This is a genomic window from Aliivibrio sp. 1S175 (genome assembly GCF_001690985.1).
Classification (GTDB): Bacteria; Pseudomonadota; Gammaproteobacteria; order Enterobacterales; family Vibrionaceae; genus Aliivibrio.
The window spans coordinates 90,793-114,927 of record NZ_MAJS01000006.1; the positions used below are offsets into that span (position 1 = coordinate 90,793).

Consider the following 24,135-nt stretch of genomic DNA (forward strand, 5'->3'; position numbering starts at 1 on the left):
ATAGCAATAAAATAAGGGATATTTAATAGTTTCTGCTATTTTTTCTTTAGAGTCTAAACATCAAGTGAAGAGGTTGCTACAATTCGGTTTCTTTTCTTCAATCGTTAGGTTGCTTTCATGTCATTGGTATTATTAAAAGAACAACAATTAGAGCCTCAACAGTTAATTAATGCGTTACCTGCGTTTATGGATAGAATTCAAAGCTTACTTGATGTGTTGGGGTTAGATCTTACTGACTATCAAGCGGATCATATTGCATTACGAATTAATGATCGCGGTGTGGCTGAAGCCGCTCATAAAGTGTGGTTACAACAAGCTGAAGAGTGGTCAAATAATGAGATTAATGGACGCCCAATTATTGCTCTAGGCTTTAATCAACCTATAGAGGTTAGCGGTTGGTCAATTGAATGTTTAGAGCTACCGTACCCTGGAGAGAAAACTTACCCTAAACAGGGTTGGGAACATATTGAATGGGTGATCCCATGTGAGGTTAATTCACAAGAAGAGTTTCTTACGTATTTGTTTTCACTTTTCCCTGTATTAAAGGATAAGTGGGTAGAACTATCTTCTCTTGGAATTAAAGTAAAGCAAAGCTGCCCATCAGGAGAGGCTGAGCGTATTGCCAATTATACGGTTGCATTGAAATACCAAGGCGTGTGTATCAAATTACATCCACACAGTTTAAAAGCAGTTATTGAGAGTGAACAAGCATAAGTAGGCTTGATATCTAAAAATAGAAAAGGCATCCAATATAGAATTAGGATGCCTTTTTGGTCTTTAGCTATATATTATTTAGTCAATGGCTTGCATAGCTCCGAAATGACTTTTAAACGACGGTCTGGTTCAGCAACAAATGGATTCTCTTCATCCCATGCGTAACCCGCTAGAATTGCACTGATCATCTGCTTAATTTTTGGGTTCGGATTTTCGTGGAAAATGACATTTTGGAATGATCCTTCGTACCATCCCTCGACATAACAACGGAATGCATTAACCCCCGTCATTAGTTTATCTGAATAATCGGTTTGCCAATTAACGTCTTCGTGGTTGAATTGCTTAATTAATAGATCGACTGCTAACTCAGCAGACTTCATCGCAATGGTAACGCCAGAAGAGAAAACAGGGTCAAGAAATTCGCCCGCATTGCCTAATAAAGCAAAATTACGATCAAACAACCTAGTTACATTAGCCGAATAGCCCATTATCTCACCACATGAGTTTGGATATTCAGCATCACTAAGTAATATTTTAAGGTTATCTTCTTCAGCCGCTAATTGTTTTAATGCTGAGATGCTGTCTTTGGGATAGCTTTCAAAAAACTCAGGCTCACCAACCACACCAAAAGAGCAAGTTCCATTACTGAATGGAATTAACCAATACCAGACTTTTGTATTTTTTGGATGGACAGAAATTAATATTTTATCCCTGTCGTAATGGTCGTCTGAAATATTATCTGTAATATGAGTAAAAATAGCTTTTCGTGGTGGAAGACAAGAAGGCTCTTCTAAATTAAGTAATTTTGGTAATACGCGCCCAAACCCACTTGCATCTAATACAAAATCAGCTTCAATTTGGTAAGGGTTACCATTGGGATCTAAAACAGAAAGTAGAGCTTTAGTCTGAGAAATATCAACATCAGTAATTTCGTGTTGGTAACGAATGTCCACCCCTTGATCTTGGGCACTATCAGCAAGTACTTTATCAAAAGTACCACGCTGAACTTGAAAAGTGGTGCCAGCCCCTTCGGAAAACTTATCTGTGAAATCAAATGCCGTAAATATTCCATTGAAATGAAATGCAGCGCCATTTTTATATTGAAACCCCGCGCTTTCTACAGCGTCTAACATCCCTGCTTTTTTAATTGATTCCATACAGGCAGGAAGCAAACTCTCACCAATTGAAAAGCGAGGAAAGGTCGATTTCTCCAAGATTATGCAATCAATATTGTGTTTTTTTAATAACGCAGCAGCAATCGAACCCGACGGACCGGCACCAATAATAGCAACCTGAGTTGATTCTACGTTGATTGATTGTTTTGATAGCACAAGTGGCTCCTATTTAGCTCTAAGCTCAAGCAGCGTATGACCTAAACCAATATTATTAGTTTGTTCAGCAACCGCAAAGCCAGCTTCTTCAATAATTTCTAAGAAATCGCTGCAACGATAGAAACGGCTGTTACCGTTAGCTAAACACGTGAAGTACAGTGATGTTGCATTTAGGCTGTATGACGCGGCATCGTATTTTTGCTCATCCCAAAATAGTTCAAGAATATAAACTTTTGCATCAGCAGACATAGCAGCGCGTACACGTTTTAAAATACTTAAAATTTCCATTGGCGAGAAGCAATCTAAAAATTGGCTCATCCACCACACATCAGCGCCTTGAGGTAAGGGCAGTGTTTTATCCAGCATGTTGGTTGGATGACCACTAATACGATCAGCAAAGCCTTGTTGCTCTGCATTTATTAGTGCCATTTCGATCTGTTGTGGCAAATCAATAATCGTGACATTCACATCTTGATCGTATTTACAGCACTGCAGCGCCCATTTACCAGTGTTACCACCAATATCAAAAAGACGCTTAGGTTTTTTGCTTAATACTTTTTCTAATAAAATAGGGAATGAACGGTCAGAATAGAAATGATCAAACTTAAACCAGCTCTCTTTTGCTTTTTCTGGCAGTCGAGATAAGCCTTCATAAATAGTCGGCCAATCACCCAGTTCTTTCAAACCCGCAGGGGTGCCTTCTTGAATTGATTCTGTTAAGTGCATCATTGCTGCATAACAAACATCAGCAGTGAAATCTAAATTCGCATTAGTCATGCCATCGTGTAATAAAAAGTGCCCAAGATTAGCAAGTACGTAATTTGGCTCGTCCCATGTCACAATATGTGCGCTCAGTGCCATATCAAGAAGAACTTTAACGCCATATTCAGAAACGCCAGTATCTCGAGATAATTGAACGGCATCTAAGCCTTGATCATTTGCTTTATCTAGCGCGGCAAGAATACCAAGATCTCTGAGAGTACGAGCGGTTTGAAAAACGATAGGGGCAAAAGAGAGTTTCTGTGCTTCTGTTTTTGCTTCTAGTGCATTAAAAGGGTCATTTTTATATTGAGTCACGAAATTAGCCATATTATAAGAAGATGAAAATGATCATATCAGCGGTTGTGAGTGAAACTTTGTTCAAAAGCAAGAAACCACTGATATTTACTAAAGATCAATAGATTAGTCTATGATATTGGAAACGGTATTATCTTTGAATTCGACTTTAAACGTATTAAATCTATTCTTCCAATATAGCCATTCACTGTTATTTAAGTCAGGTGTCTTATGCTCTGGTGGGAAGCCGATCGCATATTTTACACCTTCCTTAGTCATTCCTTTTTTCACAACACCGTCTTTAATTCCTTGCTGATCTAAAGTACTGAGTTTTTTAATTTTTGAGCTATTACATTCAGTGCCAAAATAATTACTTAGATATTTTGAAAAATCAGGAGAAGACTTATGCTTAGTCAAAGTATATTGCTTATCTGTGCTGCTAATTTTAAAGGTTAAATTTTTATTAGTTACATCAACAATATTAACTTGAGTACAAAGTGGGATTAAACCATCCTGTTGAAAATTAACGGAATAAAGCTTCATTCTTTTTTCATCAGGGTGGAGGTTAACCAAGGTATAAACGGGTTTATTGGTTTGAAATAAATCTTCACCTGTTACTTTGTCGGTAAGGGGAATTACACTTGCACAGCCGGATAATATAAGAACGCTAGCGGAGAGTAAAAGTGGTTTGTAAAATGACATGTTTAGTCCCTTATTATCTGTTTTTATATTTATTTACCGTATGGCTTGTCGCATTTGTATTTGCGCCAAGTCACTGAATTCATATATCCTATACGAGTAGGGTAACAAATTGTAATGTTTTTACTACTAGATGGATATCATGGCATACGCAAATTTTAATATTATCGATTGGCACGCAATTTCTGCTGGAATAGCTACCAAAGCGGCTTGGCTACAGTGGCAAGAAACTAATTTCACTTGGCCTGAGGGAGAAAAAGCCCCTGTCGATAAAATTCCCGCGATGGCTCGAAGAAGAATGAGCTCATTAAGTAAATTAGCAGTGCAAACAGCCTTAGTGTTAATTGAAGAGCAAGAGGTTAATTATCTTGTATTTGCAAGCCGTCATGGTGAATTAACAAGAACCAGTGCCTTATTAGAAGATGTATTAACAGGGAATGATGCTTCCCCAATGGCATTTTCACAGTCAGTGCATAATACCGCCGCAGGGCTATTTACCATTACAGCGAAACAAGCCCTTCCTGTTACCTCAATTGCGGCAGGCGAGAATACATTTCACTCTGCATTAATAGAAGCCTCTGTTTATTTAAATGAAAATCCGACCCATAACGTATTAGTGATTGATTTTGATGAACCACTCTCCTCACATTATGAACAATTTGAAACTGAGACATATCAAGGTTATGCGTTAGGTGTAATATTAAGCGCAGGCGAAGAAATTCGGCTTGAGTGGAACAATAAACCATCAATCAGTTCTGAAGTTTTACCTCATGGGTTGCAATGTATTGCTAACTTAGTAGGATCACAATCTCACTGGAAAGTAGATAGCAAATCAACGCAATGGACATGGACTTATAATAAATAGAATGACGGTATTTTCACGGATAGATAAATATTGGCGAATAGTAGCAACAGGGCTTTGCTTCTCTCTTTTTGGCATTGGCGCGCTGTGTTTAACGTTTATTATTTTTCCTACGCTTACGTTTACCGCAAAAAATGCGCAACAACGAGAAATGCGTGTGCAATTAATTATTCAACGTAGCTTTTTATTGTTTTGTAAAACGATGCATTACAGCCGAGCTATTCGTTATCAATTTGACGGTGCTGAGCTATTAAAAGAGGATAAAAGTTGCTTAATTATCGCGAACCATCCTAGCTTGATTGATTATGTTTTAATTGCTTCACAATTACCGCAATGTGACTGCATTGTAAAAGCGGCCTTATGGCATAATCCGTTTATTCGCGGAATAGTGAGGGCTGCGGGTTATATTCCGAACCGTGAACCAGAAGCATTTCTAGAAGAGTGTTCAGATAAGTTAAATTCAGGAAATGTATTATTAGTTTTCCCTGAAGGAACACGGACAACACCTGGTATTAAATCTAAACTCCAGCGTGGCGCGGCACAAATAGCCGTTCGTAGTGAAAGTGATTTACGCATTATTCATGTCACGGTAACGCCAAGCTTCTTAACTAAAGAAGCCAAATGGTATCAAGTTCCAGATGTTAGACCGTTCTTTCATGTACAAGTGAAAGATAAGGTAGCGATAACGCCATACATTGAAGACGCTGATTCGTCATCATCGGCGGCTCGAAACGTAAATCGATTTTTAGATACAGCTTTGTATCCGCAAAATGAATTTAAATCATCAAAAGAAAATAAGTAGGTTATTGATGGAAGTATTACACAACGAAATTAAGCAATTAATTATTGAAGCGCTTAACCTAGAAGATATCTCAGTTGATGATATTGAAACGGATGCACCATTGTTTGGTGATGGATTAGGTTTAGATTCTATTGATGCTTTAGAATTAGGTTTGGCAATTAAGAAAAAGTACAACCTTGTATTGGATGCTGACGATACGCAAACTCGTGAACATTTTGCGTCAGTGGCAAACTTGGCTACTTATATTACTGAAAATAAAGCGTAAGAGAGTAAGTCATGACAGATGTAAATAGAGAACAAGTATTAGAGCAAGTAACGGCAGCATTGGTTGAGTTATTTGAGATTGATGAAGCTGATATTACCCTTGATGCTAAATTGTATACCGATCTTGATTTAGACAGTATTGATGCCGTTGATTTAGTCGTTCACTTACAAAAAGTAACAGGTAAAAAAATTAAACCAGAAGAATTTAAAGAAGTTCGCACTGTTGAAGACGTTGTTAACTCTGTCGCTGCCCTTCTAAAATAATGCGTTGGCTGACGGTATTGTCAGCCATTGCACTGCTTGCTTATCCGCTGGCGGTTTACTACGGTCTCCACTTTGGTGGGGTTACGACAGTAGCAGGCGTGCTAGCGGTGTTGTTTGTAGTGCGAATGGTCGGAGGCAAACAGGTTCCAATTCAAGAACTTAAATACATTGCAGTGATCAGTGGAGCAGCAGGGCTCATTCTTGCAGGCTTAGGCTGGTTATTTCGATCAGAAGGGTGGTTTACGTTTTACCCTGTGATCGTTAACGTAGTGATGTTTACTGTCTTTTTTTGGACGCTATCTCAACCTCAAAGTATGATTGAACGCTTTGCTCGCCTTCAAGAACCAGATCTTCCGCCGAGTGGCGTTGCCTACACGAGAACCGTAACCAAAGTGTGGTGTGTTTTTTTTGTAATAAACGGTTCGATTTCACTCTCTACTTGTTTTTTAGAGATGAAAGTATGGATGTTGTATAACGGTTTTATTAGCTATTTATTGATAGGGACTTTATTTGTCACTGAATGGCTAGTGCGTCAATGGATAAAGAGAAAAGAAGCATGAGCTACACAGCACTTTCCCATCTTATCAATCAAAAAGACCTAACTCATAATGTGTGTTTTGATGAGCAGCATACTTACGTGAGTTATGAGCAGTTTCAGCATGACGTGCAACGAGTGTGTGGTTATTTATCTCATCAACCAGAAAAAAAATGGGCGTTATGTTTTGACGACAGCTATCAGTTTGCCGTCTCTTTTCTTGCTTTAGCTCATGCTGGTAAGCACATTATTTTACCCGGTAATCATCAACCTGCGGCACTAACTGAATTATCTGAACATTTTGATGCCTTGTTGCATGATGACATAATACAAGTCATGCCTTGTGAACATCATTGCCATTATCAAACCATTACCGATAATGTTATAAGCGTATTATCCCCATTAGTGTTAAATGATATTCGCCTTACTTTATTCACCTCTGGTTCTACGGACACTCCAAAACCAATCGAAAAAACGTTGCAGTTACTGAGTAACGAAATCCAGCAATTGGAGCAGTTATGGGGTGACAAGCTAGACGCGACTGAAATTTACAGTACCGTTTCTCATCAACATATTTATGGGTTGTTATTTCGAGTGTTGTGGCCATTGTGTACTGGTCGTGCGTTTAGTCGAACAAATTTTATTTACCCTGAGCAAATTTTATCTCATCAACCTGAGCATAAAAAAACACTTATTTGCAGTCCTGCATTATTAAAGCGCCTTGCTGATCATGAAGGCTACAATCCCTATCAAATGGTTTTTTCTTCAGGTGGTCCTCTTGCTATTGAAGGGGCAGAGCAGAGTGAAATCAAACTCTCTTTACGTCCATTTGAAGTCTATGGAAGCACCGAAACCGGTGGGGTTGGTTATCGCCAGCAAATGGAGCCCACGTCGCTTTGGACATTCTTCCCATCTCATCAAACTCGCTTAAATATTGAGCATTGCCTAGAGTTGTTGTCTCCTTTTATTGATGAATCATTATGGTATCCGACCAGTGATTACTGTGATTTGTTGGATAATGGACAATTCATGCTAAAAGGGCGAGTCGATAGAGTCATTAAAATTGAAGAAAAACGCCTTTCACTCACTGAAGTTGAAAAGCGTTTGATGCAACTAGAGTGGATAGATGAAGCGGCTGTGATCCCAATGGAAGAAGTTAAACGTACCGTGTTGGGTGCGGTTATTGTTCTTTCAGATGCAGGGAACAAATCAATACAACAAGGCTCTAAAGGTAAGTTTTGGTTAAAGTTACGCTCTGAATTAAGAGAGTGGTTAGAACCTGTCGGTATTCCTCGACGCTTTAGAACGGTTAAAGAAATTCCATTGAATAGCCAAGGTAAGCGTCAAATGCACGACTTACAGCAGCTATTTAATGATGTTAATGATTAAAAGAAGTACTCATGACAAAACGTAAACCGACAATTATTTCCACTGAAATCTCGACTCTAGATGATAATCAATCTAGTGTGATTATCACTATGCACGTGGATGACGATATTCTTGATTTTTCTGGCCATTTCTCTGGTCATCCACTGTTACCAGGGGTAACACAAGTTGATTGGGCTATTTATTACGGTCAACAATACTTGCAAGCACAATCGAACTTTAAAGGAATGGAAGTGCTTAAATTTCAAGAACCAATCCTACCAAATACTCAAGTTGAACTAGAACTAAAGTGGGTTAAAGATAAAGAAAAACTCTATTTTTCGTTTAGTTCAATACATGGAGGCGGTGTAAGTAAACACTCTTCTGGCCGTATATTATTAGGGCAATAATTATGACTACCTTCCGTCCTTGTTTTCTTATTCCTTGTTATAACCATGGCAAAACTGTCCCTGCGGTTGTTGAGTCGTTATTAGCTTTTGGTTACCCAATGCTAATAGTAGACGACGGTAGCGAAATGGAAACGCAACAAATACTCATTGATATTGCAGCGAATAATAGCGATATAACGTTAATTACATTGGCTCAAAACCAAGGTAAAGGCGGGGCGGTTATTGCTGGTATTGAAGCGGCCTATCAACAAAGTTTTAGTCATGCAATTCAAATTGATGCCGATGGCCAGCATGATCTCAATGCACTACCTAAGTTAATTCAAGAATCACAAATCCACCCTGCGGCCTTAATTTCAGGCCAACCTGTTTATGATGAGAGTGTGCCTAAATCACGCCTATATGGTCGATATGTGACTCATGTTTGGGTATGGATAGAGACGCTTTCTTTTGCGATTAAAGACAGTATGTGTGGTTTTCGTTCTTACCCAATAGGTCCAACTATTAGCGTTCTGGAACGTGCGGTCTTAGGACGTAGAATGGATTTTGATACCGAAATCATGGTTCGTATGTACTGGAATGACACGGATATCCGATTTATCAATACTCGCGTTATTTACCCAGAAGATGGCATTTCTCATTTTGATGCTTTATGGGATAACGTCAAAATTAGTTGGATGCACACGAAGCTATTTTTTGGCATGTTGCTACGGATCCGACCATTATTAAAACGAAAACCAATACAGGATGATCATTGGTCGTCTCATGCAGAGCGTGGCACGATTTTAGGTATTCAATTCCTGCTTTGGATCTATTCAACATTTGGGCGTGGTGTTTTCTCATTATTATTAAAGCCAGTTATGGCGTATTACTACTTACGTGGTGGTCCCGTAAAACAAGCGTCTGATGATTTTATTCAACAAATAAATGCCTATGCTCGAGTAAAAAACATTACGTTGCCTGAGAAACTATCGTCATACCGTCACTTAGTTTCATTTGGTGAAACCATGTTAGATAAATTAGCAGCATGGCGTGGTGATTTTTCTGAGAAAAACTTAATAGTGCATGGTACTGAGCATTATGAAGCGTTATCCAAACGAGAAAAAGGCATCGTAATGCTAGGTTCTCATTTGGGTAATTTAGAGTTATGTCGTGCTTTAAGTCGACGACATAAGGACCTTAAAATAAATGCACTGGTATTTACTGAGCACGCAGAGCGTTTTAATGCAGTAATGAAAACGGTTAACCCTCAATCTGATGTTAATGTGATTCAAGTCAGTAAAATGGGGCCAGATACCGCTATTTTATTACAACAAAAGATAGATGCGGGAGAGTGGATTGTTATCGTAGGAGACCGTACCTCGGTAACCAAAGAAGATCGTGTTATTTGGGCTGATTTCTTAGGAAAACCAGCGCCATTTCCACAAGGGCCATTTATGTTGGCTTCTATTTTAAAGCAACCTGTTTATTTAATGTTTGGTCTGCGTGACGATACACAAAAAGAGTCACGTTTTGATGTGTATTTTGAACCGTTTTCAGAACAAATTATATTACCTCGTGGACAACGAGAAGAGGCTTTACAGGAAGTCGTGCAAAACTATGCTCGACGTTTAGAGCATTTCACACTGAAAGCACCATCGCAATGGTATAACTTTTTTAATTTTTGGCAGCTAACTGGAAAGAAAGATGACAACTAATTCAATTATATTTGGCAAGGGACGTCTGACGATTGAAGACGTTGTTGAAATCGCAAACGGTGCAGACGCACAACTTAATAATGCTGATGAATTCATTGCAAAAATTGACCGTGGTGTTGAATTCCTAGAACGTCTTTTAAAAGAAGAAGGCGTGATCTATGGAGTAACAACAGGGTACGGTGATTCTTGTACTGTCGCTATTCCAATGGATTTAGTGGATGAACTGCCATTACATTTAACTCGTTTTCATGGCTGTGGTTTAGGTGAAAACTTAGATGAACAACAATCTCGTGCGGTATTAGCTACTCGTTTGTGTTCTTTATCTCAAGGGGTTTCTGGCGTTACTCACGATTTGTTAAATCAAATTGTTACCCTAATTAATCACGGAATTTCACCGCGTATTCCTCAAGAAGGTTCAGTGGGCGCAAGTGGTGACTTAACACCGCTTTCTTACCTTGCAGCCACTCTTATTGGTGAGCGTGAAGTGATCTATAAAGGTGAAATCCGCGCAACCGCTGATGTCTTTAAAGAACTAAACATCACACCAATTAAGCTAAAACCAAAAGAAGGTTTAGCGTTAATGAATGGTACGTCAGTAATGACTGCGCTGGCGTGTTTAGCGTATAAACGTGCAGAATACTTAGCACAAATGGCAACGAAGATCACCGCAATGGTATCTGTTGGCATGCAAGGCAATGACTTCCATTTTGATGAAGCATTATTTGCGGTAAAACCGCATCCAGGCCAGCAAAAAATTGCGTCATGGTTGCGTTCTGATTTACACAATGAAACGCCACCAAGAAACAGTGATCGTCTGCAAGACCGATACTCTTTACGTTGTGCTCCTCACGTCATTGGTGTTCTTCAAGATAGCCTACCGTTCTTACGTCAAATGATTGAGAACGAACTGAACAGCGCTAACGATAACCCAATTATTGATGGTGATAATGAGCGTGTTCTTCATGGCGGTCATTTCTATGGTGGCCATATTGCGATGGCGATGGACATGCTAAAAACGGCTGTGGCAAACATTGCGGATTTATTGGATCGTCAAATGGCACAGTTAATGGATTATAAGTTCAACAACGGCCTACCATTTAACCTAACTGGGGCAACAGGCGCACGTAAACCAATTAACCATGGCTTTAAAGCGGTTCAAATTGGTATTTCAGCGTGGACAGCAGAAGCACTCAAAGGCACGATGCCAGCAAGCGTATTCTCTCGTTCAACAGAGTGTCATAACCAAGATAAAGTGAGTATGGGAACTATTGCTTCACGTGATTGTTTGCGTGTTCTTCAGTTAACCGAGCAAGTCACTTCAGCTTCTTTATTAGCGGCAACTCAAGCGTTAGTATTGCGTGAAAGACAAGGTGAACTAAGTGATAACGAACTGAGCGCTGAGTTAAAAACCATGCGTGATGCGGTATTGTCTGAGTTTGAATTTGTGAACGAAGATCGCCCACTAGAACAAGATCTACGTAATTTTATTAATAAAATTCAACAACAACATTGGACGCTATATTAATGTCAAACACTGTGATTAATGCTGATGGATCATCTAAATTGAACGTTCTGAGTTCAGAAGTGTTGATCACAACTGCTTTTCAAGATGCGGATCCAATGGGCATAATTTACCACGGAAACTATTTCCGATTTTTCGAAACCGCTCGCCACGAGATGCTAAAAAAAATCGGATATAGTTATAATGATATGGTTGACTCTGGTTATCTCTGGCCAATCATTGATGTTGGCGTGCGATACACTAAATCTATACGTTATGACCATACCATTCGAGTAGTGGCAACACTGACCGAGTGGGAAAATCGTATGCGTGTAGATTATGTTATTTATGATGCTGAATCTGGTGTCAGAATGACAAGAGGGCATACGATGCAGGTTGCTGTTGAAATGGAAAACGACGAAATGTGCTTTGTATCACCTAAAGCATTTACCGATAAAGTAGAGGCTTACCAGAATGCATAGTATCAAACGATATATCTCAACCTTGTTATTGTCATTAAGCGTCTTATTCAGTGCGAATAGTTTTGCTTTTGGTGTAAATGACTTACAGCAACAACTCGCTCAATCAACGTTAGTGCGAGGAGACTTTCAGCAAGTTAGAACCATGCAAATGTTTAGCCAACCGCTATTAACATCAGGGTCTTTTCTGTTGGATCATGAACAAGGGCTGTTATGGCAACAAACTAAGCCATTTCCAATTACGCTGACGCTAACGCAAAATAAGCTACGCCAGTTAATAAATGGCGAAGCCCAAGTAATAAATGACGCTCAAAACCCAATGGCATTCTACTTCACACGATTATTCCTTTCGTTATTTAAAGGGGATACTGACGCAATAAAAGAGAATTTTACGTTGCAGCTTTCTGGTGACAAAGAGACATGGACATTATTACTAACGCCTACGACATCACCAATTGATAGTGTATTTAAATCGATCAAAATCGAAGGTGGTACTTACTTAAATCGCGTTGTGTTAAGTGAAGTTCGTGGCGACGTAACAGAAATGCTTTTTACTAAGCAATCAACCAAACCTATGACATTAACAGAAGAAGAGTTACGTGCATTTACCTTCTAACTGGTTTAAGCCTCGACAGTTTGCTGTCAGTTGGTTATTGATAATCATAGGGTTAATCGGTCTTTTTGCTTATCAAGCTAATACAAAGGGCGTTCTCCCTGTAGAAACCAACATATTAGCGCTACTGCCTGATAATCAACAAGATAAGGTTGCCCAGCAAGCCTTTGATAGCATAGCAAATACCATGAGTGATAAAGTGGTGTTCGTTGTTCGCCAAACGGAGAATGACAATAAAAAGCTTATTAATGCCGTTGAGCAATTTAGTATTGCCTTAAAAGAACTGCCTTTGTTTGATTCAGTTACAGCAACAGTGAGCAAAGACCAACAGCAAGCGTGGGGACAATATTACTTTCCAGCTCGTGCTCAGCTATTAACGGAAAGACAACAGCAGCAATTAATCTCAGCACCAGAACAACAAGTACAACAAGTATTGCAGGCACTGTATAACCCTTTTTCTGGTGTAACAGGGGTTGAATTAGAAAATGATCCATTCCTATTATTTAGGGACTACTTGTCAGGTTTAACAAAAAGCTCCAGCAATATTAAAATAGAAAATGGTTACCTCACCGCAACGGTTGATGATGATAAATACATCGTGATTACCGCCGATCTTTCAGGATCATCTTACCAACTTTCTTTACAGCAGCAATTGCCTGATTTAATAGCATTAGAGCAAAACATACAGAAGCAATTCTCTGTTGATGTACAGCACACTGGCGTAATTTTCTATGCCGCTCATGGTACAGAAAGTGCGAAAGGAGAGATAAGTACGATTGGACTTGGTTCTCTGATCGGTATTCTTGTTTTAGTGCTTGTGGTGTATCGAAGTGCCATGCCATTAGCGCTGGCCTTATTGTCTATAACGACAGGCTTATTCTGCGCTTATGTGTTAACTATTGCCTTGTTTGGATCGATTCATCTATTCAGTTTGGTATTTGGTGCCAGCTTGATAGGCGTCTCTATTGATTATGCTTTTCATTTCTTAACTGATCGTCTAAATGCCGGCAAAAAATGGAATTCAGTTGAGGGTATAAAACAACTTTTTCCAGCAATAACTCTAGGGCTAATCACAAGCTTGATTGGTTATTTAGGTATGTTGATAGCGCCATTTCCAGGTTTACAACAATTATCGTTATTCTCAGCCATTGGATTAACTGCCGCCTACTTTACGGTCGTGTGTTGGTATCCGTTACTTGCAAGCAAACCAAGTAAATATCATGTTATTCCTGCTCAACGAGCATTAAGTCAATGGTTACTTGTATGGCAACAACCGTTGATCCGATTGGTGGTGCCGTTAAGCTTATTAGTTGCCGCTGTATTTGGGGTAACACAAGCTAAGTACGATGATGACATTCGTCAGCTTCAAGCCTTACCACAAGCGCTTCAGCAACAAGAAAGAGAGATAAAAAGCATTACAGGCGTTGGCGGTTCTCAACAGTTATTGCTAGTACGAGATAGCTCTGAAGAGGGGTTATTACAGAAATTAGAGTCAATCTCAAATGAATTAGAGCAAGGTAAGGGGTTTGGTGGTTTTCAATCCATTACCCGCTACGTGCCTTCGCAAAAAACACAGCAAGAAAATTACCAATTGGTTGATAAGTTATATAGAGATCAAGCGAGTACTTATCAAAAAGTAATACAACAAAAGCACGCTTTGTCTCAATTGCAGCCATACCATGCGCTGACCGTTGATGGGTTTTTAGCATCCCCAATCTCAGAGACAGTAGGTTTCTTGTGGCTTGGGAAAATTGATAACGTATTCGCATCGGTTATTACGTTTAACCAAGAAGTTGATAGCGCCGTGTTAAGTGAGTTTGCTCAAGATAATGGAGCAACTTATCTCAATAAAGCAGAAGAGATTTCGACTCTGTTTGCTCAATACCGCCAACGAATCACTGAACTGTTATTGATGGCTTATGCTGCGATATTTTTGCTGCTTCTGCCTCGTTATAAGCTGAAACAAGCGTTCTTAATTGTATTGCCTCCATTTATAGCGGGTTGTGCGGGGCTTGCGGTTACGGTATTAACAGGCGTACCATTAAATCTGTTCAACTTATTGGCCTTGATGTTGATACTAGGAATAGGGATTGATTACACCCTTTTCTTTGCAGAGCAGAATAAACAAAGTGACCATTCACATAAAGAGAGCACGTTACTCGCGATTTCATTATCTGCTTTAACCACGATACTTTCCTTTGGGTTATTAGCCCTAAGCGAAACTCAGGCTATTCACAGTTTTGGTATTACAGTGTTAACAGGTATTATTGTGGCTTGGTTATTAGCCCCATTAAGTCAACTACCTAAGTATAATTCACATCATAAAGGAGACAAATAATGAAGAGTCAGCCGTTAACATTACGTTATTTTTGCATCTTTATTTTGTCGTTTATCGTCATGGGATGTACATCAAAACCGATTAAGCTAGCCAATCAAGTTGAGGTTGCTCAGGGTAAATTTATTACGCTTCCTCAACCGGCACAATATGGCAGTGATTTATCATTGAGCCAATTAATCTCGGTAGAGTTTCAAGGGGGTAAACAACAGTTACCAGTTCAATTGCAACTAACGGGTAATGATCTTGTTCTCGCAGGATTTGCCTCATGGGGTTCTCGATTACTGAGTTTAGATTACGATGGTTTAACACTAGATACGTATGTTATGGCAGGGCTTTCCGATACATTACCTCCACCAGAGCAAGTATTATTTAATGTCATGATCACCCTATGGCCGATGGAAGCTTGGCAGGCATCATTAGATAATATTGGTTGGACGTTGAGCGAGAGCGATAATCATAGGGTGTTGGTTGATGAATCAGGTAAAACAGTATTAGATATTCGTTATGATTCAATCACCAATAAATTTGATGGTGATATTCTCTTAACCAGCCCTCATTTAGGTTATGTCATTACAATTAAAACGTTTTCACATTCATCAGAAGCGTAAACTCAACGAATAATGGATAAATAAAATGAGTGAATTTCCTGTATATATTCATGCCTGTGGTTCGCATTCAGCATTAGGTAAAGAGAGAAGTGATATTCATCAATCCCTCAGTGGAAATAAAAAATCATCAATGAGAGCTGAGGGTGGGTGGTTAAACGATGGTAAATCGACCGTTGTTGGTAAGGCTGAAGGTGAATTGCCTGCAGTACCACCGCGTTTATCTGCATTTAATACTCGAAATAATCAATTAGTGCTTTCCGCGCTACAGCAAATAGAGCCTAAAATCGAAGAGGCAAAAACAAAATACGGAGCAGATCGTATTGCGGTTGTTGTAGGGACGAGTACTTCAGGGATATCTGATGGGGAAATCGCACTGAGTGAGAAATTAAATTCAGGTATTTTCCCCGCTGATTACCACTATAGTAAGCAAGAGCTAGGAAACCCTGCGGAATTTATTGCCGATTACTTAAAAGTGTCAGGCCCAACGTATGCAATTTCAACGGCATGCTCATCAAGTGGCAGAGTGTTTTTATCCGCGAAGCGATTGTTGAAATCAGGCCTTGTTGATGCCGTTATTGTTGGTGGTACAGACTCTTTATGTAAGCTAACTCTTAATGGTTTTAATAGCCTAGAAGCGCTATCAAATGAACATTGCTTACCGTTCAGTCCTAATCGTAAAGGGATTAATATTGGCGAAGCCAGTGCGTATATGTTGTTAAGTGCAGACTCAAAAGACTCCGATAATCCAATTGCGTTACTTGGCGCGGGTGATAGCTCTGATGCTCATCATATCTCAGCGCCACAGCCAGAAGGAAAAGGGGCGATTGAATCGATGAATAAGGCTCTAAAAGATGCTGGCCTTGATGCCTCTGAGATTGGCTACATTAATGCACATGGTACAGCAACCCTGTTAAATGATGCGATGGAATCAAAAGCCGTTAATGCTGTTTTTGGTAGCGATACTCCTATCAGTTCCACTAAACCATTAACAGGGCATACTTTAGGTGCCGCTGGTATTATCGAAGCCTCTATCGCTTGGCATATTCTAACGTTTAATTTGCCTTTGCCAGTGCAAATTAATGATGGTGAAAAAGACAGTGAGTTAGCCGATATTAATCTTGTGACCAATCAAAACTTAGAAAAAAAAGCCATCATTAGTAATTCATTTGCTTTTGGTGGCAATAACATCAGCTTAATTTTTGGATATCAATCATGAGAACTATTCCTGATTTAATCGATCTTTTACCTCATGATATGCCTTTAGCATTAGTCGATAGGCTTATTGATGTTCAAGAACTGTCTATTCACAGCCAAGTAACGATTAGTGAGCAAAATATTTTCTTTAACCATGAAACAAAATCTATTCCCGCATGGGTTGGTATTGAGTTTATGGCTCAGAGTATTGCTGGCTGGTCAGGCTTCCATGCATGGGAAAAAGGGAATAAACCACCAATAGGTTTCTTACTTGGCAGTCGAAAATACCAAGCAGAGTGCAGTGAATTTCAGCAAGGCGACACACTCGACATTTTTGCAGAGCAAATCTTAGAGAATAATGGCATGGCGGTATTCAGTTGTTATATTGAATGTAATGGTCAAAAAATAGCGTCAAGCCAATTAAATGTATTTGTGCCAACAGAAGAAAAATTAGAAGAGCTTTTAGCTCCTAAGCAAGACAAGCAGTAGAGGGAATCATGATGAGACAAGTATTAGTGACCGGAGCCAGTAAGGGGATTGGTCGCGCAATTTCAGAACAGTTAGCAAAAGATGGTTTCTTTGTGATTGTTCACTATATGAGTGATAAAGCTGGAGCCGAACAAACATTAGCGACGATTGAAGAGAATGGCGGTTCAGGCCGATTAATTCAATTTGATATTAGTAATCGCGCACAATGTAAAGAGAAATTAGAAAGCGACATTGAAGCTCATGGTGCTTATTATGGTGTAGTGAGCAACGCCGGAATTACTCGTGATACTGCATTCCCAGCGATGACAGAAGAAGAGTGGGATGGCGTAATTCATACCAACCTTGATAGTTTCTACAATGTTCTTCACCCTTGTGTTATGCCGATGGTCCAGCTGCGTAAAGGCGGCCGTATTGTGACATTAGCGTCAGTCTCTGGCATTGTAGGCAACCGTGGACAAACCAACTACAGCGCGGCTAAAGCGGGTGTTATTGGTGCGACTAAATCGTTAGCGTTAGAATTAGCGAAGCGAAAAATCACAGTTAACTGTGTTGCTCCAGGTTTGATAGATACAGGTATGGTTGATGAACATGTAAAAGAACATGCATTACCACAAGTACCATTACGTCGCATGGGTGATCCAGAAGAAGTTGCAGGGCTTGTGAGTTACTTAATGTCAGATGTTGCGGGCTATGTGACTCGCCAAGTTATTTCTATTAATGGTGGTTTAGTATGATTCGTCGTGTTGTGGTTACAGGTATGTCAGGCGTGACAGCCTTAGGCAGCGATTGGGACACCGTCGGTGAAAACCTTCGTAAGTGTGAAAATGCAACGCAATATATGCCAAGCTTTGAAGTTTATGATGGCCTTAATACTAAGCTTGCTGCACCGATTAATGATTTTACATTACCAACGCATTATACCCGTAAGAAAATCCGTTCAATGGGGCGTGTTTCATTACTATCAACGGTTGCGTCAGAACAAGCATTAGAGCAAAGTGGCTTGATTGGTAATGATGTACTTACCAATGGTCAAACAGGTATCGCCTTTGGTTCATCAACAGGATCTACTGATGCGGTAGGCGCGTTTGGTATCATGTTGAGTGAAAAAAGTACCAAAGCAATAACCGCAACGACTTATGTAAAAATGATGCCACATACCGCCGCTGTAAACGTTGGTTTATTCTTTGGTTTACGTGGTCGTGTTATCCCAACAAGCAGTGCGTGTACTTCAGGTAGCCAAGCGATTGGTTACGCGTATGAAGCGATTAAGCACGGTTATCAAACCGTAATGGTTGCCGGTGGTGCAGAAGAGCTTTGCCCTACTGAATCGGCTGTTTTTGATACATTGTTCGCAACGAGCTTAAAAAATGATGCGCCTAAAACATCACCAAGTCCATACGATCAAGATCGAGATGGCCTCGTTATTGGTGAAGGTGCCGGTGTATTAGTACTTGAAGAGTATGAACATGCAAAAGCACGTGGTGCGACGATTTATGCAGAACTAATTGGCTTTGCAAGTAATTGTGATGCAGCTCATGTGACGCAACCTCAAATGGAAACCATGCAATTGTGTATGGAAATGTCACTACAAGATGCTAATTTATCTCCTGAACAAATTGGTTATGTATCAGCGCATGGAACAGCAACAGAGCGTGGAGATATTGCAGAGAGCACAGCAACAGAAAATGTGTTTGGCTCATCAATGCCAATCAGTTCATTAAAATCTTACTTTGGTCATACACTGGGTGCTTGTGGCGCGATTGAGGCGTGGTTATCGATAGAGATGATGCGTAACAATTGGTTTAGTCCAACCTTAAATTTAAATAAGGTTGATGAGCGTTGTGGCAAGCTTGATTACATTACAGGCACAGGTCGCGAGATTGATTGTAATTATATCATGAGCAATAACTTTGCTTTTGGTGGGATTAATACTTCGCTGATATTTAAGCGCTGGACAGAAAAATAATCCTAAATTGATATTCAAAAGCAATTAAAAGAGACAGATAATAAAAAACCGGTGAAGGGAATTCACCGGTTTTTTTGTATCTTGTGTTTAAGTGACAACAAAGATAGATAATTATGCAGGATTGATTAGTTTACCCAATCACGCAGTGTAAATGTTAACTCGTGATCTTGACCTTTAAGGATCAAGTTTTCTTTAGTAAGCGTAATGTCGCTCCATGTAGATAGAGTGCTTGATACGGCTTGTTCAGTCGTCATTGCATCGCCCATACACATTTTCATTGTCATTCCCATTTTCTCAATGCGGAATTGACCTTCTTCGTTTAGCTCACCTTGGCCAAAGAAGTTATTACAACCAGCGTTACCGTTAGCTGTCATTTTTTCGCCAATTTCAAGACGAGGCGCTTCTACTTTTTCTTCAGAAACAACATCTTTACCATCAACTTGCGTTAACTGCCAATTGTGGTGCTGAAGCATATCCGCTGAAACTTGAGCGTCAGCCATTAGATTATCGCTATTGCTTGCACATGCAGCCATTAATACCGGTAGAGATACAGCCACTAATAATTTTTTCATTTTAACTCCTAACTTGTTTATGAAGTTTAGCTTTTTTTAATACACAGAAGTATAGAAGAGAATACCCCAATATTGTCAGTAAAAAGTAAAAAACACTGTCCAATTACTGTTGTCTTATAAATTAGAATACAAAATGAGAAGGGGATCTTAGTTTTTATGCGGAAGAATATTGGGAGGTTCTATAATTGAGTACACCAGATAGATTAAAGCCCCGATACTGGTAATATCAGGGCTTTAAAGGGGTTGTTATTTCAATTGGTAAGAAAGAAATAACATAATGCAAAAAAGTAAAACAGACTCGAATTAGATGCGGATGAAGTCCATGTGCTCAACTTTAGGCTTAAACGCGTGACGTTGAACGTCTTGCGGTTTAACCTTAACAGTAGCGCCATCGATTACTAGCTCAATTGCTTCGTAAAATTCAGGCTTATCCATTTGGTTGATGATATCACTGTGGATTAGTTCGATTGATACTGGAGCTTCTGTGCCACCGTAAACGATTGCAGGGAATTTACCAGCGTGACGAAGGCGGCGGCTCGCACCCTTACCTTGTTCAGTACGTACTACTGCTTCAAATTTCATAGTCTTTACTCTCAAAATAGTAAAATAAAAAAATGCCATTAAGCTTAGCGACCTAACTTAACAGACTTTTCGTTTCGAAAAACGAGCGCGAATAGTACCATTCGATTATTTATCTAACAACCTATTTTCGTGTGTTTTTACGAGGTTTTTGTTAATGTGAAAAAACTATCGTAAAATTAAAACGATGAAAGCATAAACAATAAAATAACTGCATGGAGGCAAGTATGAAAAAAATAGGAATAGTGGCGTTATTTTCTGTTTCAGTCATTGCGGCAGATTACTCTACGGAGATTAAATCTCGTCAAAATAATTTTCAGCATCTTGATGCAACCGCTGATTTGTTAGATGACGCGTTTGATGAAGAGACGTTAGATTGGGATAAAATTATGCCGTTAGCGCAAAGTGCGCATTTAACGGTTGAAGAACAAAAGACGTTATTCCCAGAAGGCAGTGCAGACAATAGCCGGGCACGCACCAAGATCTGGGATCAAAAAGCAGAGTTTGAAGGCAAGTTTGATACGCTATCGCAGCAATTTATGTTAATCAGCGAAGCCGCAGTAGAACAAGATGAAGTAGCCGCACGAGCCGCACTTGATAAAGCTTTTTCGCAGTGCCGCTCTTGTCACATGAATTATCGTTCGCTGTGGTAATTTCCTAGATAATACCAATCATAATTCAAATTACTCTTCAAAGATCTTATCGCGAATAGACCAAAACTTACCTTGTTTACGAGCAATCACAAAACTCGGTGGACGAAAACGGTGTTGGTTATTCGCGATTTTAATTGCGGTTGTTTCTTCAAATGGACGATGTCTATCCACCAAATGAGGGCGAACAAAGTTATTTAAAAAGAGCTGCTTTTGTTTCTTTGTCACCATTTGCCACACTTCGTGTAACTCAGAATCATCATCGCCTATATAGGTTACTTTAATTTGTGGCTTATCGAATTGATTTTTTCCTGCTGTAAGCGTTAAATCAATACAGTTGAGAATACGAGCGTCTTTTAATTTGAGCGCTTCTTTTAGCTTTTTATCTGGATCAACTAAGATCGCATCACACTCATGACAGATACGTGCAGCAATATCATTATCTGCGCCACACTCGTTACAATATTTGGCTCTAAAGCGATAACCACACTCTTCACGAATGCCTTCATCATCTTCAAAATAGCCCTGACAACGACGACCAAAATGCTCAAGTAAAAAGCCATTACTGTCTAATTTACCCCAGAAGTTATTATTAAAACCGCAAGCAGGGCAGGGAATAGTAATGATTTCGCTGTTACTGTCAGGTTTAGGATCACCCACTTCAGGTTGATAGAGATCGTAGCAATTGCCTGCGTAATCCAAAATGGTACATTCCGTTTTCCCTTCCGCTAAACGTAGCCCTCGCCCAATAATTTGTTGATACAAACTGACCGATTCTGTTGGACGTAAAATAGCAATCAGATCAACATGAGGCGCATCAAATCCCGTAGTTAACACTGACACATTAACTAAAAACTTGGTTTGTTGTTTCTTGAAGCGTTGAATAATAGCATCACGTTCAATCACTTTGGTATCGCCAACCACTAACTCAGATTGCTCTGGTGGCAGTAATGACAATACCTCTTGAGCATGACGAACCGTGGCAGCAAAGATCATCACGCCTTTTCTGTCTTTTGCGTACGCTACAATTTGCTGAACAATTTGTGGCGTAGCACGTTTAGATTCTTCAATCACCAAATCCAATTCAGATTCTTTGTATTTACCTGTAGAAGCGGGTTTTAATTGCGAGAAGTCATAACTCAATACCGGAGCATCTAGCAGCTTTGCAGGGGTTAAAAAGCCCTCATCCAATAAATATTGAATAGGCAACTCAAAAATGCAATCACGGAAAAAACGAGGTGTGTCAGTTTTGACTTGACCGCGAGTGTGGTACTGGTAAATCCAACCAATACCTAAACGATAAGGTGTCGCGGTTAAACCAAGCACCTTAATGCCTGAGTTTTGGGTTTGTAGATGTTCAATCACTTTACGGTAACTGGTGTCTTTGTTATCTGGCACTCGGTGGCATTCATCAATCACTAATAATGAAAACTGATCTTTAAATGAATCAAGATTTCTAACCACAGATTGCACCGAGGCAAACACCACTTTTTTATCCGTTTCTTTACGGCCTAACCCTGCTGAAAATATAGAAGCCTCTTCACCATAGCCTTCGTATTTTTCATGGTTTTGTTCAACCAATTCTTTAACGTGAGCAAGTACCAATACACGACCTTTAGCAATACGAGCCAGTTCCGCAATCACCAAACTTTTTCCTGCACCAGTAGGTAGCACTAACACGGCCGGAGAGGCGTGCTTTCGGAAATAATGAATAACGGCTTTCACTGAATCTTGCTGATAAGGACGTAACGTATACATGGATATAAACACAGTGGTTGAGATAAGTGTGAATCATATCAGAATATAAAAGATTACTCTTCGTTTTCTTATTGCTAGTATTAAAAAAGAGAGAATGATTTAAGGATGAACATGATAATGACTCGAACGCTAATACTGCTATTTATTTCGTTGCTTTCGGGGTGCTCAAATTTCATGAACCTGTCGAATGAGATAGAGGCTATTAACTCTCTAACTAATCAATATACAGTCACTCTTTCTGAACCAGTCGTTGGTTCTGCCGTTATTATTGAGCAAATTACAGACATTAATGAGAGCGATATTGATGGTTATGATGCCATCATTGGTGGCTCTAGCATTGGGTTACAAATGTCGAATGAAATTCACTATTTACTGTTATTTGAAGATAAGAATAAGGATTTAACCTTACAGCCAGATGAAGCATTTAGTGTGATTAAACTGGATAATTATCAGGATAAAGACACGATCCAAGTGACATTACGCATAAATGAAGAAGAGATCCCCCACGCTTTTGTGAACCGCTCTCTTACCTCACTACTTAATATTGAAATTAATTTGGTTGAAATAGGGACCGTCGTGAGTTTAACCGATCCTCCTTTTGCGAAAGAAAACGCAGAATTAGGAATGTGGCAACCACTGACGTTTATGCTGAACAATAATACGGGTCTGTATTTCTTATCTGAATATGATCCTAATAAAATTCCCATTCTTTTTGTGCATGGCATTAACTCAACAGCCGCTGATTTTACTCCTTTGATAGACAAAATAGATCACTCTAAATACCAAGTATGGGTGTTTAATTATCCGACGGGTTTATCGCTCTCTTTGATATCGAAAGGGCTTGGCAATTTTCTATACACTATTACCAGTGATTATAATATTGAGCAAATGCACATTGTCGCGCACAGCATGGGTGGGTTAGTCGTTGAAAACTATATTCAACAATGCAGTGTTGGGAATTTATGTAAATCAGTGAATAGTATAGCGACAATATCCTCCCCATTTGGTGGGGTGAGTTCAGCAAGGCAAGGTGTTGAGTATTCCCCTGTAGTGATGCCAGCATGGGTTGATTTGGATCCTGATGGTCAGTTTATCCGAACCCTTTTTAATGATATTGGTAAGTATCAACCCCCTCACTTCTTATTATTTAGTTATAATTCTGGACAGTTATTTACGACAGGCAATAATGATGGCGTTATTGATTTATCAAGTCAGTTATCTCGGCCTGCTCAGTTACATGCAGAGCAAATTCGAGGGTATGATGAGAGTCATTTAAGTATTTTAGATAACGATGATCTATTTGAAGATTTATCGATTTTTTGGAAAAGTACTGAGCAGTCGCATCTTCAAGAGATAGAATTATATAATTAGTTAACATTAAAAAAGGAAGTT

At 39.4% G+C, this 24,135-nt stretch carries 26 protein-coding genes; 20 read left to right on the top strand and 6 right to left on the bottom strand.

Features of this window, described 5'->3' with window-relative positions; all coding sequences use genetic code 11:
• Positions 1-117: 117 nt before the first annotated feature.
• A complete protein-coding gene (locus tag A6E06_RS02385) occupies positions 118-714 on the top strand; it encodes a VOC family protein (RefSeq protein WP_065591459.1) in 597 nt (198 codons plus the stop codon).
• Between the two features lie 74 nt (positions 715-788).
• Here A6E06_RS02385 and A6E06_RS02390 read toward each other — a convergent pair whose 3' ends face one another.
• From A6E06_RS02390 to A6E06_RS02400, 3 genes are all read right to left on the bottom strand, one after another.
• Positions 789-2,045, bottom strand: a complete 1,257-nt coding sequence (locus A6E06_RS02390; RefSeq protein ID WP_255312044.1) for an NAD(P)/FAD-dependent oxidoreductase — start codon at positions 2,043-2,045, stop codon at positions 789-791.
• A gap of 9 nt (positions 2,046-2,054) precedes the next feature.
• Entirely contained in the window at positions 2,055-3,122 is a 1,068-nt protein-coding gene (locus A6E06_RS02395) for a methyltransferase (RefSeq protein WP_065591460.1), read from the bottom strand.
• Between the two features lie 105 nt (positions 3,123-3,227).
• Positions 3,228-3,803 (bottom strand): hypothetical protein, encoded by a 576-nt coding sequence (locus A6E06_RS02400; RefSeq protein WP_065591461.1) that lies wholly within the window; start codon positions 3,801-3,803, stop codon positions 3,228-3,230.
• 139 nt (positions 3,804-3,942) lie between these two features.
• On the opposite strand from A6E06_RS02400, the gene A6E06_RS02405 reads away from it, so the two are divergent.
• The 17 genes from A6E06_RS02405 to A6E06_RS02485 are packed head-to-tail and all read left to right on the top strand — an operon-like array spanning position 3,943 to position 19,184.
• Positions 3,943-4,665 carry a beta-ketoacyl synthase chain length factor gene (locus A6E06_RS02405; protein ID WP_141676866.1) on the top strand — a complete coding sequence of 241 codons (723 nt, stop codon included), beginning with the start codon at positions 3,943-3,945 and terminating at the stop codon, positions 4,663-4,665.
• Position 4,666: 1 nt separating this feature from the next.
• Entirely contained in the window at positions 4,667-5,464 is a 798-nt protein-coding gene (locus A6E06_RS02410) for a 1-acyl-sn-glycerol-3-phosphate acyltransferase (protein ID WP_065591463.1), read from the top strand.
• Between the two features lie 7 nt (positions 5,465-5,471).
• Positions 5,472-5,729: a phosphopantetheine-binding protein gene (locus tag A6E06_RS02415; RefSeq protein WP_065591464.1), complete on the top strand. Its 258-nt coding sequence runs from the start codon at positions 5,472-5,474 to the stop codon at positions 5,727-5,729.
• An 11-nt stretch (positions 5,730-5,740) separates the two neighbouring features.
• Positions 5,741-5,992, top strand: a complete 252-nt coding sequence (locus A6E06_RS02420; RefSeq protein WP_065591465.1) for an acyl carrier protein — start codon at positions 5,741-5,743, stop codon at positions 5,990-5,992.
• Positions 5,992-6,552 carry a hypothetical protein gene (locus tag A6E06_RS02425; RefSeq protein WP_065591466.1) on the top strand — a complete coding sequence of 187 codons (561 nt, stop codon included), beginning with the start codon at positions 5,992-5,994 and terminating at the stop codon, positions 6,550-6,552. Before A6E06_RS02420 ends, A6E06_RS02425 begins: the two co-directional genes overlap by 1 nt.
• Complete coding sequence (locus A6E06_RS02430) at positions 6,528-7,916, top strand: AMP-binding protein (protein ID WP_065591467.1); 1,389 nt, start codon at positions 6,528-6,530, stop codon at positions 7,914-7,916. The genes A6E06_RS02425 and A6E06_RS02430 overlap by 25 nt, the downstream gene beginning before the upstream one ends.
• A gap of 11 nt (positions 7,917-7,927) precedes the next feature.
• Positions 7,928-8,302: a 3-hydroxyacyl-ACP dehydratase gene (locus tag A6E06_RS02435; RefSeq protein ID WP_065591468.1), complete on the top strand. Its 375-nt coding sequence runs from the start codon at positions 7,928-7,930 to the stop codon at positions 8,300-8,302.
• 2 nt (positions 8,303-8,304) lie between these two features.
• On the top strand, positions 8,305-9,996 hold the full coding sequence (locus A6E06_RS02440; protein WP_065591469.1) for a glycosyltransferase: 1,692 nt from the start codon (positions 8,305-8,307) through the stop codon (positions 9,994-9,996).
• The gene (hutH, locus tag A6E06_RS02445; protein ID WP_065591470.1) at positions 9,986-11,521 is read left to right on the top strand and encodes a histidine ammonia-lyase; all 1,536 of its coding nucleotides are present in this window, start codon (positions 9,986-9,988) and stop codon (positions 11,519-11,521) included. Before A6E06_RS02440 ends, hutH begins: the two co-directional genes overlap by 11 nt.
• Positions 11,521-11,979 carry a thioesterase family protein gene (locus A6E06_RS02450; RefSeq protein ID WP_065591471.1) on the top strand — a complete coding sequence of 153 codons (459 nt, stop codon included), beginning with the start codon at positions 11,521-11,523 and terminating at the stop codon, positions 11,977-11,979. The genes hutH and A6E06_RS02450 overlap by 1 nt, the downstream gene beginning before the upstream one ends.
• Positions 11,972-12,592 (top strand): outer membrane lipoprotein carrier protein LolA, encoded by a 621-nt coding sequence (locus A6E06_RS02455; protein WP_065591472.1) that lies wholly within the window; start codon positions 11,972-11,974, stop codon positions 12,590-12,592. Before A6E06_RS02450 ends, A6E06_RS02455 begins: the two co-directional genes overlap by 8 nt.
• Positions 12,576-14,927, top strand: coding sequence for an MMPL family transporter (locus A6E06_RS02460; protein ID WP_065591473.1), 2,352 nt, complete (start codon positions 12,576-12,578; stop codon positions 14,925-14,927). The genes A6E06_RS02455 and A6E06_RS02460 overlap by 17 nt, the downstream gene beginning before the upstream one ends.
• Positions 14,927-15,535, top strand: coding sequence for a DUF3261 domain-containing protein (locus A6E06_RS02465; RefSeq protein ID WP_065591474.1), 609 nt, complete (start codon positions 14,927-14,929; stop codon positions 15,533-15,535). Before A6E06_RS02460 ends, A6E06_RS02465 begins: the two co-directional genes overlap by 1 nt.
• Before the next feature lie 25 nt (positions 15,536-15,560).
• Positions 15,561-16,751, top strand: coding sequence for a beta-ketoacyl-[acyl-carrier-protein] synthase family protein (locus tag A6E06_RS02470; protein WP_065591475.1), 1,191 nt, complete (start codon positions 15,561-15,563; stop codon positions 16,749-16,751).
• Positions 16,748-17,218 (top strand): hotdog family protein, encoded by a 471-nt coding sequence (locus A6E06_RS02475; protein WP_065591476.1) that lies wholly within the window; start codon positions 16,748-16,750, stop codon positions 17,216-17,218. Before A6E06_RS02470 ends, A6E06_RS02475 begins: the two co-directional genes overlap by 4 nt.
• A gap of 8 nt (positions 17,219-17,226) precedes the next feature.
• Positions 17,227-17,952, top strand: coding sequence for a 3-ketoacyl-ACP reductase FabG2 (locus A6E06_RS02480; protein ID WP_065591477.1), 726 nt, complete (start codon positions 17,227-17,229; stop codon positions 17,950-17,952).
• Entirely contained in the window at positions 17,949-19,184 is a 1,236-nt protein-coding gene (locus A6E06_RS02485) for a beta-ketoacyl-ACP synthase (RefSeq protein WP_065591478.1), read from the top strand. The genes A6E06_RS02480 and A6E06_RS02485 overlap by 4 nt, the downstream gene beginning before the upstream one ends.
• A 125-nt stretch (positions 19,185-19,309) precedes the next feature.
• On the opposite strand, the gene A6E06_RS02490 is transcribed toward A6E06_RS02485, so the two are convergent.
• Together A6E06_RS02490 and rplY are read right to left on the bottom strand one after the other, a co-directional pair.
• The gene (locus A6E06_RS02490) at positions 19,310-19,756 is read right to left on the bottom strand and encodes an META domain-containing protein (protein WP_065591479.1); all 447 of its coding nucleotides are present in this window, start codon (positions 19,754-19,756) and stop codon (positions 19,310-19,312) included.
• Positions 19,757-20,059: 303 nt separating this feature from the next.
• A complete protein-coding gene (gene rplY / locus A6E06_RS02495; protein ID WP_060990479.1) occupies positions 20,060-20,338 on the bottom strand; it encodes a 50S ribosomal protein L25 in 279 nt (92 codons plus the stop codon).
• 224 nt (positions 20,339-20,562) lie between these two features.
• Here rplY and A6E06_RS02500 point away from each other — a divergent pair, with 224 nt between their 5' ends.
• Positions 20,563-20,988 carry a cytochrome c gene (locus tag A6E06_RS02500; RefSeq protein WP_065591480.1) on the top strand — a complete coding sequence of 142 codons (426 nt, stop codon included), beginning with the start codon at positions 20,563-20,565 and terminating at the stop codon, positions 20,986-20,988.
• A gap of 30 nt (positions 20,989-21,018) precedes the next feature.
• Here A6E06_RS02500 and A6E06_RS02505 read toward each other — a convergent pair whose 3' ends face one another.
• Positions 21,019-22,743 (bottom strand): DEAD/DEAH box helicase, encoded by a 1,725-nt coding sequence (locus A6E06_RS02505; protein ID WP_065591481.1) that lies wholly within the window; start codon positions 22,741-22,743, stop codon positions 21,019-21,021.
• 174 nt (positions 22,744-22,917) lie between these two features.
• Here A6E06_RS02505 and A6E06_RS02510 point away from each other — a divergent pair, with 174 nt between their 5' ends.
• Positions 22,918-24,114 (top strand): triacylglycerol lipase, encoded by a 1,197-nt coding sequence (locus tag A6E06_RS02510; RefSeq protein ID WP_255312045.1) that lies wholly within the window; start codon positions 22,918-22,920, stop codon positions 24,112-24,114.
• Positions 24,115-24,135 lie beyond the last annotated feature (21 nt).